Here is a 13,015-nt window from a genome sequence, read left to right as displayed (position 1 = left end):
ACGGCCGTGGGGGTGCGCGCGCCGACGCGGCCAGGGGGTGTCTGACGGATCAGGCTGGGTCAGGGAGCGGGGTCTGGTGCATGGGGTCTCCCCAGGCCCGCCGGTGGACGAGGGATGGGGTCTCCCCAGGCCCGCCAGGGCCGAGGGGACGGATCGCAAGGCGGAGGATGGGGGTACTCCCCCTGGCTCCGCCGGTGGCACCCCCACCCGGGCCGCCAGGCCCAGGGGGAGCGCGGTGCCAGGGCACGCGAGCCCCAGCAAGATCCGTCAGACACCCCCTAGGGGTGAACCCGCGCCCGGACCGTGCCGTGCACCGGGGCGACAGCGCCGTCCCCGCGACTGTGAGGATCCCGCATGGCAGCACAGCACGTACCCCAGAGCCCGTCCGGCCGCCCCCGCCCGGGCCGCGCGGCGGTCGCCACCGCGGTCGCTCTCACCGGCCTGCTGCTGACCGCCGGAAGCCTGACGTACTACGCCGTCGACACCCCCGGGCGGGGCGCCCCCTCCGCCGGCGTCGTGAAGTACTACGTCGTCGCCGAACAGCCCGCCGGGGAGCCCGAGTTCCTGTGGACCATCGCACAGAGGACCCTCGGCGACGGCGACCGCTTCCCGGAGATCTTCGAACTGAACCGGGGGCGGCGGCAGCCCGACGGCGGAGTGAGGGAAGGCACCACCACCGTCCCGGCCGGCTGGATCCTCCGGCCGCCCGGCGACGCCTTCGGCCCGGAGGTACGGTCCGGCGCGCTGCCCGCGCGGGTGGCGGACGCGGCCCCGCCCGGACAGCCCGCCACGGGAACGACGAACAACGCCACCGGATCCCGCTCCGGCGCCCTGGCGCTGACCGCCGCCGGTGGCGCCCTCACCCTGGGCGCGGGGACGAGGGCCCTCGCCCTGCGCCGCCGCCGGCCCGCCGCGCCCTGTGCCTCCCGGGCCGTGACCGCCGTGACCGAGGCGTCCACCGGAGCCGGAGCCGGGGTCGAATCCGGGGCCGAATCCGGGTACGTGTACGAGGTCGTCCCGCCCGCCACGCGCGGAACCGGCCGGCCGGTGGCCCGCCGGGGGAACACGACCCGTGCGCCCCTGTCCCGTACCCCGGAAAGAGCGGCCGCGACGGGGGAACCCCCGGCCGACCCGGTGGCGCTCGCCACGGTGACCGCGCCGGTGAGTCCGGTGGGTCCGGTCACTCCGGTCGTGGAGCCCGTTGTCACGGTGCCCGCAGCCATGCCCACGGCCGTGCCCGCCATGTCCGCCGTGTCCGCCACCGCGCGCCCGGCCCGGGGGCCGCGCCCGGTTGCCAGGCGCCCCGCCGCGCGGACCGAACTGCTGCCCCCGGTCTCCGTCGCGTTCGGGGACGACACCGTCGACATCGACTTCGGCATCACCGGCCCCCGCGACCACGACGCCCGCGCCTGGACCACCGCGCCCCGTGAACTCCCCGAGAGCGGAACCGCGTTCGTCCGCGTCGGCTCCGGCGACCGGGGCTGCCTCCTCCTCGACCTCGCCCACGCGCCGGACACCCTCTGCCTCACCGGGGACCCGGCCGCCGCCCACCGCCTCCTCGAATCGCTCGCCCTCCAGCTCACCGAGGGCCCCGACCCGGCCCCGGTACACGCGTTCGCCACGGGCCCGCAGCCCCTCGCCGACGCCCTGGCGGGGCTGGACCGGCTGCCCGCCGCGCCGCACGAGGCCGCCGCCCTGCTCCACCTCGACGGCCGGACGGTGGCCGTCGTCCTGGGCGATCCGGGGCGCACGGCCTGGCGGTTCACCGCCCGCGAAGGGACCGTGGCCGACGGCTGACCGGGGGACACCATGCCATCCCTGCCGGACTGTCCGCCCTCACCACCCTTGTTGCCCGGCGGCGGCAGTCCGCAGAATGACCCCGGTATGTGCCGGGGCAGGGCTCCGGTGCGCCGGAGCACACGGATCGGGGGCCTGGGTGACTGAGCCGCGCCGGGCGGATGCCCATGTGACGCTGCTGCTGGGAGCGTATGTGCTCGACGCGCTGACGCCGGACGAGGACATGCTCGTCGCCGCGCATGTCCAGCGGTGCGCCGCCTGCCGTGACGAGTATCTGGAACTGGCCGAGATGCCGATGCTGCTGGCGTCGCTCGACGGCTCCGATCTGATGATCCCCCCGGAGTCGCCCCCGGAGTCGCCGCCGGAGTCGCCGCCGGAGTCGCCGCCGGAGTGGCCGCCGGGGGCCGACCGCGACGGCACGCCGGAGGACCCCGGCGCCGACCCGCACGGATAGAGCGCCGGACGCGCCGGACGCGCCGTGCGGTCCGGTGCCCGGGACCGTCCCGGGCACCGGACCGCACCGGCGGTTCGCGCCCCTGGGTCTGCCGTACCCGCCCGGTCAGTTCCGGTCCGCGCCGAACCGGGCCGGCTGGGCGAACTCGCCCAGCCAGTGGCTCGTGTTCACCGCTCCCACCCGGGCCGGCCCGTCGAGATCGAGCGGATCCACCAGCGGGTCCGCGGCCGGGTCGAACCGCTCGGCCAGGAACGGGGAGGGGGTCGCGCCCGGCCTGAGCGCCGCGATCTCCTGCTGGGACACCGGGTGGGCCGACGGGGCGACCGTCGTCGGACCCTGCTTCTCCTTCTTCGGCCTGCTCGCTCCGCCCTTCGGCCCACCGGGCGGCGGTGGAGGGGACGATGGGGGAAGGGACGGCGGAGGAGGAGGCGATACGGCGGTGGCGCGTTCACCGGCGCCCCGGCGGCCCCCACACCCAGGGAGGCGCTGCACGGCGAAGGCCGCTGCTCCCGCGGCCTGGGAGCGGTCGAGGGCATCGTGGACACATCGGCGGTGCTGCTCCCCGGCCGGATCGGCGCGCTGTTCGACAGCGTCGTCCCCTCGTTCCCCGTCCCGATGGGCGGAGGCGCGGAGGACTGGGGCTGCGGCGCCGGAGCCCCCGGGCCCGGCGACTCCGGAGGGGCACTCGGCGGCGGTGGCGGCGGAGTGTCGCTCCGCCCGCCCGGACCGCCGGGACCCCGGTCGGCCCTTCGCCGTACGCCCGCCCCGCCGGGCCCGTACGGAGCCAGTTCCGGCGGCACATCCGCAGACGGCCCCGAGACGGTTCCCGAAACGGTTCCGGGCTCCCGGCGGGGACGGTTCGCCACGACCGCCCCACCCGGCCCGGGTACGCCCGCCGTGACCGGGACGCGTACGGAGGAACGCGCCGCTGCCGCTGCGGCGGTGGGAGCCCGGCGGGCGCGCCGGTGTCCTCGCCCGGGGCGGTCGTCCGTCGTACGTCTGCCGTACCGGGCTTCCGTACGCAGGCGTACGCGCGGGCGGGTGCTGCGGCGCGGGTCACCCGTGCTGTCGGGCTTCCGCGCTCAGGTGTACGCGCGCCGGGTCCCCGCCGCTGCCCGGTGTCCGGCCGCCCGGTGTCCGGCCACCCCTGCTCCGGCCGTCGCGCGGGTGCGCCCGTGCCCGGGGCCCGTCGCCCCGGCGTCTGTGCGGGGTTGACGCCGGGCGCTCCCCCGGGGCAGCGTCCCTGGGAACACCTGATCGAGTCCCGTCCGGCGGGTGCTCCCGGCCGGTCCGCACGACCGAAAGGGGCCCCATGTCGCCCGTGCCCGCCGCGGACGGCCCGCATCCGCCCAGCCATTCGCCGACACATCCGCAGCCGCAGCCGCACCCGCGTCGGCGGCCTACCGCGCCCCCGCCGCCCGCCCCGCAGGCCACCGCCGACCCCGGTCTCTTCGGCCCCGACTCCGTCACCTGGCAGATGCACGGCGACCCGATGATGTGGATCGCCGGCGTCCGCGCCCTCTACCTCCAGGCCCTGCACCCCCGCGCGGTCCGGGGCGTCCTGGAGTTCTCCGACTTCCGCCGGGACGCCTGGGGCCGGCTGATGCGGACCGCCGACTACGTCGGCACCGTCACCTACGGCACCACCGACGCCGCCGAACGCGCGGGCGCCCGCGTCCGCCGCATCCACGAGCGGCTCAAGGTGACCGATCCGGCCACCGGCGAGCGCTACGGCGTCGACGAACCCGAGCTGCTGCTCTGGGTCCACTGCACCGAGATCGACTCCTACCTCCACGTCCTGCGCCGCTCCGGCTACCCCCTCGACGACGCCCAGGCCGACCGCTATGTCGCCGAACACCGCGACCGCACCCGGCTGGTCGGCCTCGACCCCCGCCGGGTGCCCGCGACCACCGACCAGCTCGCCCGCTACTTCGAGCGCGTCCGCCCGCTGCTCGCCGCCGGGCCCGACGCCCGTACCGTCGAGGACTTCCTGCGCCGGCCACCGGTCCCCGCCGCCCTGGTCCCCGCCCGCGCCCTGCTCTGGCCCCCGGTCAGCGACCTCGCCCACGCCGCCCTGCCGCCGTACGCGCACGAGCTGTACGGGCGGCCCGCCCCCGACCCCGCGCGGGTCACCCGCATGCTCACCGCGACCGGGCGGCTGCCGCCGGGCCATATCGTGGACGCGATGACACGGCTCGGCCCCGGCTCCCGCCCCACCCCGTACAAACTGTCCGTACCCGGGGCCATACTGGACCCCACGGGGAGAGCGGAGCACGGCGACGGGGGCGGCAGCGCGCGATGGCGGAGACGGAGACGGAGACCAGGCTGATCCAGGGCCGGTACCGGCTGCTGGAGGTCATCGGGCGCGGTGGCATGGGCGAGGTCTGGCGCGCCGTGGACGAGTCGCTGGGGCGGCGCGTCGCGGTCAAGTGCCTCAAGCCGGCGGGTCAGCCGCAGGGCGACGCCGGGTTCACCACCGTGCTGCGGGAGCGGTTCCGCCGCGAGGCCCGCGTCGCCGCCGCGCTCCAGCACCGGGGCGTGACCGTCGTCCATGACTTCGGCGAGTACGAGGGCGTGCTCTACCTCGTCATGGAGCTGCTGGAAGGGCACAATCTCAGCCAGCTGCTCGACCGGAACTCCGGCCGCCCGCTCGCCGTCCCGGAGATCGTCGACATCGCCGAACAGGTCGCTGACGCCCTCGCGTACACCCACGCCCGGGGCATCGTCCACCGCGACCTCAAGCCCGCCAACATCATGCGGCTCGGCGACGGGGCCGTGAAGATCTGCGACTTCGGCATCGCCCGGCTCGGCCAGGGCGTCGGTCTCTCCTCCCGCCTCACCGGCGTCGGCATCGCCATGGGCACCCCGCACTACATGTCGCCCGAGCAGATCGGCGGCGGCGAGGTCGACCACCGCAGCGACCTCTACTCCCTCGGCTGCGTCCTGTACGAACTCGCCACCGGCGTACCGCCCTTCGACCACGAGGACGCCTGGGCCGTCCTCGTCGGGCACCGCGACACCGTGCCCAGCCCCCTGCGCGACCACCGCGGCGACATCCCCGCCCACGTCGACCGCATCGTGCGCGACCTCCTCGCCAAGTCCCCCGACGAGCGGCCCGCCGACGCCCGGGAGCTGCGCCGGCGCATCCTCTCCGACGGCCGCTCCGCCACCGCAGGCCCGGCGCCGCTGCCCGCCTGGACCCGGGGCATGACCGCCGGCCACAAGGCCCTCCCCACCGGCCTGCGGACCGTCCTGCCCGACCACACGGCGGGGCTGACCGGCGAGTGGACCACCACCGTCGACCCGCGCGGGGCACTGCCGCCGCGCCCGGCCACCGGGGGCACGCGGCCCGCGCCCGCCGCCGCGCTCCTCGCCCAGCTCGCCACCCGGCACGGCGCCGGGCTCAGCCTGGGCCGCCTCGGCCGCTGGGAGGAGGCCGGCGAGGTGCACCGCGCCGTCGCCGCCGAGCGGGAGCACGTCCTGGGCGCGGACCACCCCGACACCCTCGCCAGCCGGTACGAGATCGGCTTCAGCCTCGGCCGCACCGGGCGCGCGGAGGACGCGCTGCGCGAGTTCACCCGGGTCGCCGACGGCCGCTCCCGAGCGCTCGGCCCGGACCACCCGGACACGCTGGCCGCCCGGCAGGAGACGGCGTACGTTCTCGGCCAGCTCGCCCGGCACTTCGAGGCCAACGACGTGTACACAGCGGTGCTCGCCGCCCGCGAGCGGAGCATGGGCCCCGACCACCCGGACACCCTGCGCTGCCGCCACAACCTCGCGTTCAACCTGAGCCGCCTGGGCCGTCTGGAGGAGTCCCTCCGGATGGCGGCCGGCGTCGCGGCGGCGCGGACCAGGGTGCTGGGCGGGGACCACCCGGACACCCTGGTCACCCGGTACGAGGTGGCGTACGCGCTCGGCCGGCTCGGGCGCTGGACCGAAGCCCTCGACGCCTACCGGGACGTGGCGTCCGCCCGTGGCCGCGCGCTCGGCCCCGACCACCCCGACACCCTCGCGGCCCGCTATGAGGTCGGCATCAGCCTCGGCAGGCTCGGCCGGGGCGCGGAGGCGCTGGAGCTGTACCGGGCGCTGGTCGCGGACCGCGCCCGGGTGCACGGCCCCGACGACCCGGAGACCCTGCGCGCCCGCCACGGCATCGGCGTGAACCTGGGCCGGCTCGGCCGCTGGGACGAGGCCCTGGCGGAGGCCCGTGACGTCAGCGCCGCCCGCACCGGGGCACTGGGCCCCGACCACCCCGACACCCTGGTCAGCCGGCGGGAGGTCGCGGTGGGCCTGGGCTGGCTCGGCCGCTGGGACGAGGCCCTGACGGTCTATCGCGAGGTCGCGACCGCCCGCGAGCGGGTCCTCGGCCTGGACCACCCCGAGGCGCTCGCCAGCCGCAACGACGAGGCGCACTGCCTGGAACAGCTGGGCCGGCCCGCCGAGGCGGTGGAGCTGTACCGCAGGGTCGCCGCCCTGCGCGAGCGACGCGGCACCCACGGCCGCCGCGCCCCGTCCTGACCGCCGGTGCCCGCGCTTTCCGCCCCGGTGGTGCGCCGGGGGAGCGTGAGGAATCCGCGGCCCTCCGGACAGGGGGACGGAGCGCCTGCCTCCGGCCGCTTGGCCCGACGGGCGGACGACGTCCGCTGCCGCGCCTTCCGGACAGTTCGGGACAGTGTCGGAGGACGAACCGCGCCGACGCCCTGCCGGGACCGGGGGACCGGTCCTAGGGTGACGCCATGCCCGTACCCGACTCGCCCGCGCACGCCTCGTCCGTACCCGACTCGTCCGCGCACGCCTCGCCCGCGCATGCCTCGTACGACGCCGTCATCGTCGGCGGCGGCCACAACGGTCTGGTCGCCGCCGCCTATCTGGCCCGCGCCGGCCGGACGGTCCTGGTCCTGGAACGGTCCGCGGCCACCGGCGGCGCCGCCGTCTCCGCCCGCCCCTTCGCCGGGGTCGACGCCCGGCTGTCGCGCTACTCCTACCTCGTGTCCCTGCTGCCGCAGAAGATCGTGCGCGACCTCGGCCTCTCCTTCACGACCCGCCGCCGGCGGATCTCCTCGTACACCCCGTCCGGCACCGGCGGACTCCTCGTGGGCGGCGACGGCACCCGGGCGTCGTTCGCCCGGACGACCGGCGGCGAGCGGGAGTACGCGGCCTGGCGGGAGTTCCAGGCGCTCACCGGCAGGGTCGCCGCCCGGGTCTTCCCGACGCTGACCGGGCCGCTGCCCCGACGGGAGGAGCTGCGGGCCGCCGTCGACGACGAGACGGCCTGGCGGGCCCTGTTCGAGGAACCCATCGGCGTCGCGATCGAGGAGCGGTTCCGCAGCGACCTGGTCCGGGGCGTGGTCCTCACCGACGCGCTGATCGGCACCTTCGCCGACGCCCACGACCCCGGACTCGCCCAGAACCGCTGCTTCCTCTACCACGTCGTCGGCGGCGGCACCGGCGACTGGAACGTGCCGGTGGGCGGCATGGGCGCGCTCACCGACGCCCTCGCCGGTGCCGCCCGGGCGGCCGGGGCCGAGATCCTGACCCGGCACGAGGCGCTGCACATCCACCCGGAGGGCACCGGGGCCGAGGTCGGCTACCGCACCGACCACGGCGAGGGCGCGGTCGCCGCCCGCCAGGTGCTCGTCAACGCCTCCCCGACGGAGCTGGCCGCGCTGCTCGGCGACGAACCCCCGCCACCCGCCGCCGCCCCCGAGGGCGCCCAGTTCAAGGTCAACATGGTGCTGCGGCGACTGCCCCGGCTGCGGGACCGCTCCGTCGACCCGCGCGACGCGTTCGCGGGCACCTTCCACGTCTCCGAGGGGTACGAACAGCTGGCGACGGCCTACCGGGAGGCGGCCGGCGGCTCGCTGCCGTCCGCACCTCCGTCGGAGATCTACTGCCACACGCTGACCGACCCGTCCATCCTCGGCCCGGGGCCCGCCGCCGACGGATACCAGACCCTGACGCTCTTCGGCCTCCACACCCCGGCCCGGCTCTTCGCCGCCGACCCCGAGGGGACCCGCGCCCGGCTGCTCGCCGCCACCCTCGCCGAACTCGACCGGCATCTCGCGGAGCCGATCGCGGACTGCCTGGCGCCCGACGCCCTGGGCGAGCCCTGCGTCGAGGCCAGGACCCCTCTCGACCTCGCCCGCGAACTGCGGCTGCCCGGCGGCCACATCTTCCACCGGGACCTCTCCTTCCCGTACGCCACCGAGGAGACCGGCCGCTGGGGCGTGGAGACCCGGCACCCGGCCGTACTCCTGTGCGGCGCGGGCGCGGTGCGCGGCGGCGGAGTCAGCGGCATCCCCGGCCACAACGCGGCGATGGCGGCCCTGGGCCACTGAGCGCCCTGCCCATGAGCACCGTGACACCGTGGACACAGCACCGGGGAGACGACGGACACCTACAGGCGCCGACGGATGACGCCGGACCTCACGAAAGGCGGTTCCTCCCATGCCCGTACCGAGCCTCCTCGGAGTCTTCGCCCACCCGGACGACGAATCCTTGTCGGCGGGCGGGGTGCTCGCCCGCCACGCGGCGGCGGGCGCGCGTACCGGGGTCGTCACGGCGACCTGGCACCCGGACACCGGGCGGGCCGCCGAACTGGCCGACGCGCTGCGGATCCTCGGCGCCGGCCCGCCCAGGATGCTCGGCTACGCGGACGCACGCGTACCGTCGTCGGCCCCGGGCCGCGCGCGGTTCCTCGACGCGCCGCTGGACGAGTCGGTACGGCGGCTGGTGGCCCATGTCCGGGAGTTCCGCCCGGAGATCGTCATCACTCACGACGCCTACGGCGGGCTGCCCGGCCATCCGGACCACGTGCACACCCACCGGGTGACGGTGCTCGCGACCGAGGCCGCCGGGCTCGACCGGTTCCACCCGGAGGCCGGTGCCCCCTGGCGGCCGCGCGCCCTCTATTTCGCCACCCATCCGCATGCGGCCATGCCGCCGCTGAGGGACGTCATCGGCGTGCGCAAGGCGGTGTACAGCGTGCCGGACGCGGACATCACCGCAGCCGTCGACGTCGGCCCCTGGCTCGGGCCGAAAGTCGCCGCCGTGCTCGCCCACCGCAGCGAGGTGGAGCGGGGAGCCCTGCCGGGGCTGATCGCCGGCCTGCCGCCCGAGGACCGGGCGCGACTGTTCTCCACCGAGTGGTTCATCCGCCACCCCCTGGGTTCCGCCGGGGCGGCCCGGACCACGGAACTGACCGTCTGACCCGGTCCATCCGCCGCACCGGCTCACGGCGTACCGGTTCCAGTCGCCCCACCGGGCCCACGGGCCCGCCGCACCGCCCCCACCGTCCGGCAGACCCGCCGACGGCATCGGCTCGCAGGCGCCGATCCAGCGCCACAGCAGCGACAGGAAGTGGTCCCTGCCCGTGGCCGGTTCTCGCTGCCCCAGGGCTCGGACGGCGCGCCCCGGGCCGCCGCCGGCAGGCATCCGGCCCGCGCGATCCCCGTACGGGCCTTCCGCTCCCGTACCGCCTCGGCCCCCGGCGGCCGTCCCCCGCGACCACGACGACGCCCCTTCCCCGTACCCCGGTTCCACCCGGAGTTCGCGGCTCAGTCGCGGGACGGGACCCAGCCGTCCGCCGTGATCCGCGCGGCGTCCCCGGGCCGTGACGCGTCGAAGACCGTACGCCCCGGCTCCGTCACCCGGATCGTGTCCACGTAGGCGCCCCGCCCGGTGGCCGGTCCGGCGGCGGCGTACCGCCAGCGCAGCCGTACCCCGGTGGCCCGCCAGCCGGAGAGGTCCGCCGTCAGCCGGTGCCAGACGCGGCCGGACCAGCCGGTCACCGAGCCGTCGGCGTGGTCCGCCGGCCCCTGCCCTTCACCACCGTCCTCGGCGGGGACGGTGGTGAAGGGCACCGGCCGCCAGGTGGCGCCGCCGTCGGGCGAGCCCTCCAGCGTCAGCGACTCGGTGGCGGGTTCGGTGTCCCACCACAGCGCGCACCGCAGCTCCGTCCGCGCGGCGCCGACCGCCAGCACCGGCAGGGTGAGGGTCCCCGCGCCGCTGCTCGCGGTGCCGGAGAACCAGGCGGTACGGGAGCGGAAGGGCCGTACGGGGATCGCGCGGGCCAGATGCCCGCCGGCGGTGGCCCGGGGCGCGCTGCCCGAGCGCCAGCGCCGCACCGGGTGCACGGAGTTGCCGAGGACGACGAGGAACGTGTCCGTGGTCGGGTCGATGACCAGGCTGGTGCCGGTGAAACCGGTGTGCCCGGCCGTGTACGGGGTGGCCAGCGCGCCCATGAACCAGTGCTGGTTCAGCTCGAAGCCGAGCCCGTGCTCGTCACCGGGGAAGGCGGTGTTGAAGTCGGTGAGCATCAGCTCGACGGACTCGGGGCGCAGGATGCGGGCCCGGCCGTACGCCCCGCCGTTGAGCAGGGTCCGGGCGAGGACGGCGAGGTCGAAGGCGGAGGAGAAGACCCCGGCGTGCCCGGCCACCCCGCCGAACGCGTGGGCGTTCTCGTCGTGCACCTCGCCCCGGACCAGCCCCCGGTCCAGGCCCGACCACGGCGGCCGGGAGTCCTCGGTGGCGGCGATGAACGGCTTCCAGGACGCGGGTGGGTTGAACCGGGTGCGGCGCATCCCCAGCGGAGCGGTGATCTCGTCCCGGAGCAGGGCGTCCAGCGGGCGGCCGCTGATCCGTTCCAGGATCAGCTGGAGCGCGATCAGATTGAGGTCGGAGTAGAGGTAGGCGCTGCCCGGCGGTTTCGCGGGGACCTCCGCCCACAGCATCCGCAGCCGTCCCTCCTGGGTGGGCTCCCGGTGGAAGGGGATCCAGGCCCGCAGCCCGGAGGTGTGCGTCAGCAGCTGCCGTACGGTGATCCCCTCCTTGCCCGCCGCGCCGAACTCGGGCAGATAGCGGGCGGCGGGGGCCTCCAGCTCCAGTTCGTCCCGCTCGATCCGGCGCACGGCGAGGATCGCGGTGAAGAGCTTGGAGACGGAGGCGAGGTCGAACACGGTCTCCCGGGTCATCGGGATCCGCTGTCCGGGCGGCAGTTCCACGCCCGTGTCGGTGGTCTCGTCGTACGCGGAGTAGCGCATCGCCCAGCCGATCGGGTGGTGCAGGGCGACGGTCCCGCCGCGCCCGGCGAGGAGGACCGCGCCCGCGTACCAGGGGTGGGTGGGGGAGGGGCCGAGGAACCGCTCGGCGTCGGTGACCAGCCGCTCCAGCGGGCCGGGGAGCAGTCCCGCCCGCTCGGGGGTGCCGTGGCGCAGGACGGTCCGCCGCCGTTCACCTCCCTGGCCGCCCGTTGCACCGGATGGGCTTCCTCCGGAGCCGCCGCCCGTCGCCTGCGCGAACGGTACGGGCGCCAGGGCCAGCGCGCCCCCCAGCGCCAGGACCCCGCCGCCCAGCCGCCGTCGGCTGATTCCGCTGATCCCGCTCGTCCGGCCGATCCCTCTGCTCCCGCTTCCGGCCCCTGCCGCCGCTTCGGCGTCCTCGGTCATCCGCCAATCACTCCTGAAAGTATTTTTTGGAATCTCAATCAAAATCGATCAGCAACTGAAACTTTCTTCCGCCCATCCCTGGCTGTCAACCACCTGGGCTCCGTGCCCGTACCGCAAGGAAACTGACGCTGCATCAGAAAGCCTCTTCCCTCGGCCACCGCACTGCGGCATCCTGCGCCCCATGGAGACGGAGCTGAGCCACGAACTCGGGATCGAACACGCGCTCTTCGGCTTCACGCCCTTCCCGGCGGTCGCCGCCGCCCTCAGCCGCGCGGGCGGCTTCGGCGTCCTCGGCGCCGTCCGCTACACCGACCCCGACGAACTCCGGCGCGATCTCGACCTGCTGGAGAGACTCAGCGGCGGCCACCCGTACGGACTCGACGTCGTCATGCCCGCCCGCACGGTCGAAGGCGTCACCGAGGCCGACGTCGAGGCCATGATCCCCGAAGGGCACCGCCGCTTCGTGGAAGACCTGCTCGACCGGCACGGCGTCCCCCCGCTCCCCGAGGGGGAACGCTCCGGCTGGCGGATCACCGGCTGGCTGGAACAGGTCGCCCGCGCCCAGCTCGACGTCGCCTTCGACCACCCCGTACGGCTGCTCGCGAACGCCCTCGGCCCGCCGCCCGCCGACATCGTGGCCCGCGCCCACGACCGGGGCGTCAAGGTCGCCGCCCTGGCCGGCAGCGCCCACCACGCCCGCCGCCACGCCGAGGCCGGGATCGACATCGTCGTCGCCCAGGGGTACGAGGCGGGCGGCCACACCGGCGAGATCGCCACCATGGTGCTCACCCCCGAGGCCGTCGCCGCCGTCGATCCGCTGCCCGTGCTCGCCGCCGGCGGCATCGGCAGCGGCGAACAGATCGCCGCCGCGCTCGCCCTCGGCGCCCAGGGCGTCTGGCTCGGCTCCCTCTGGCTCACCACCACCGAGGCCCGGCTCCCCTCCCGGGCGCTGACGGAGAAACTGCTCGCCGCCGGCTCCGGCGACACCGTCCGCTCCCGTGCCCTCACCGGCAAACCCGCCCGCCAGCTGCGGACCGGGTGGACCGACGCGTGGGACGATCCGGCGGGGCCCGGCGCGCTGCCCATGCCGCTCCAGGGCCTGCTGGTCGCCGACGCCGTCTCCCGGATCCAGCGGCACGAGGTGGTCCCGCTCCTCGGCACCCCCGTCGGGCAGATCGTCGGCAGCATGACCACCGAACGGAGTGTGCGGGCCGTCGTGGACGACCTCACCCGGGGCTTCGACCGGGCCGTACGCCGGCTGTCGCGCATCGCGGGCACGGGCATCGCGGGCACCACGGCAAGCCCGGCAAGCCCGGCA

Annotated in this window: 8 protein-coding genes and 1 pseudogene; 7 read left to right on the top strand and 2 right to left on the bottom strand. The window is 76.1% G+C overall.

Annotated features, from left to right (window positions below; genetic code table 11):
* Positions 1-354 precede the first annotated feature (354 nt).
* Positions 355-1,797, top strand: coding sequence for a hypothetical protein (locus SYYSPA8_RS22020; RefSeq protein ID WP_323448980.1), 1,443 nt, complete (start codon positions 355-357; stop codon positions 1,795-1,797).
* A gap of 139 nt (positions 1,798-1,936) precedes the next feature.
* Entirely contained in the window at positions 1,937-2,251 is a 315-nt protein-coding gene (locus SYYSPA8_RS22015) for a zf-HC2 domain-containing protein (RefSeq protein ID WP_323448979.1), read from the top strand.
* 105 nt (positions 2,252-2,356) lie between these two features.
* On the opposite strand, the gene SYYSPA8_RS22010 is transcribed toward SYYSPA8_RS22015, so the two are convergent.
* Entirely contained in the window at positions 2,357-2,554 is a 198-nt protein-coding gene (locus tag SYYSPA8_RS22010; protein ID WP_323448978.1) for a hypothetical protein, read from the bottom strand.
* Positions 2,555-3,728: 1,174 nt separating this feature from the next.
* Between SYYSPA8_RS22010 and SYYSPA8_RS22005 the strand changes: the two genes are divergently transcribed.
* The 4 genes from SYYSPA8_RS22005 (at position 3,729) to SYYSPA8_RS21990 (ending at position 9,460) form a co-directional block, all read left to right on the top strand.
* The gene (locus SYYSPA8_RS22005) at positions 3,729-4,580 is read left to right on the top strand and encodes an oxygenase MpaB family protein (protein WP_323449119.1); all 852 of its coding nucleotides are present in this window, start codon (positions 3,729-3,731) and stop codon (positions 4,578-4,580) included.
* On the top strand, positions 4,550-6,769 hold the full coding sequence (locus SYYSPA8_RS22000; RefSeq protein WP_323448977.1) for a serine/threonine-protein kinase: 2,220 nt from the start codon (positions 4,550-4,552) through the stop codon (positions 6,767-6,769). Before SYYSPA8_RS22005 ends, SYYSPA8_RS22000 begins: the two co-directional genes overlap by 31 nt.
* A 218-nt stretch (positions 6,770-6,987) precedes the next feature.
* On the top strand, positions 6,988-8,589 hold the full coding sequence (locus tag SYYSPA8_RS21995) for a phytoene desaturase family protein (protein WP_323448976.1): 1,602 nt from the start codon (positions 6,988-6,990) through the stop codon (positions 8,587-8,589).
* A 109-nt stretch (positions 8,590-8,698) separates the two neighbouring features.
* Positions 8,699-9,460: a PIG-L deacetylase family protein gene (locus SYYSPA8_RS21990; protein WP_323448975.1), complete on the top strand. Its 762-nt coding sequence runs from the start codon at positions 8,699-8,701 to the stop codon at positions 9,458-9,460.
* Between the two features lie 347 nt (positions 9,461-9,807).
* On the opposite strand, the gene SYYSPA8_RS21985 is transcribed toward SYYSPA8_RS21990, so the two are convergent.
* A complete protein-coding gene (locus SYYSPA8_RS21985) occupies positions 9,808-11,697 on the bottom strand; it encodes a serine hydrolase (protein WP_323448974.1) in 1,890 nt (629 codons plus the stop codon).
* 181 nt (positions 11,698-11,878) lie between these two features.
* Here SYYSPA8_RS21985 and SYYSPA8_RS21980 point away from each other — a divergent pair.
* Positions 11,879-12,973 (top strand): annotated as a pseudogene (locus SYYSPA8_RS21980) (nitronate monooxygenase); the annotation flags it as partial.
* Positions 12,974-13,015 lie beyond the last annotated feature (42 nt).

It is taken from the genome of Streptomyces yaizuensis (assembly GCF_034961445.1).
Taxonomy (GTDB): domain Bacteria; phylum Actinomycetota; class Actinomycetes; order Streptomycetales; family Streptomycetaceae; genus Streptomyces; species Streptomyces yaizuensis.
This window is presented reverse-complemented; position numbering and strand designations above follow the sequence as displayed.

Coding starts and splice junctions, on each gene's coding strand:
- SYYSPA8_RS21985 (WP_323448974.1), bottom strand. CDS start 11,697: ATGACCGAGGACGCCGAAGCGGCGGCAGGGGCCGGAAGCGGGAGCAGA.
- SYYSPA8_RS22005 (WP_323449119.1), top strand. CDS start 3,729: ATGCACGGCGACCCGATGATGTGGATCGCCGGCGTCCGCGCCCTCTAC.
- SYYSPA8_RS22000 (WP_323448977.1), top strand. CDS start 4,550: ATGGCGGAGACGGAGACGGAGACCAGGCTGATCCAGGGCCGGTACCGG.
- SYYSPA8_RS22020 (WP_323448980.1), top strand. CDS start 355: ATGGCAGCACAGCACGTACCCCAGAGCCCGTCCGGCCGCCCCCGCCCG.
- SYYSPA8_RS21990 (WP_323448975.1), top strand. CDS start 8,699: ATGCCCGTACCGAGCCTCCTCGGAGTCTTCGCCCACCCGGACGACGAA.
- SYYSPA8_RS21995 (WP_323448976.1), top strand. CDS start 6,988: ATGCCCGTACCCGACTCGCCCGCGCACGCCTCGTCCGTACCCGACTCG.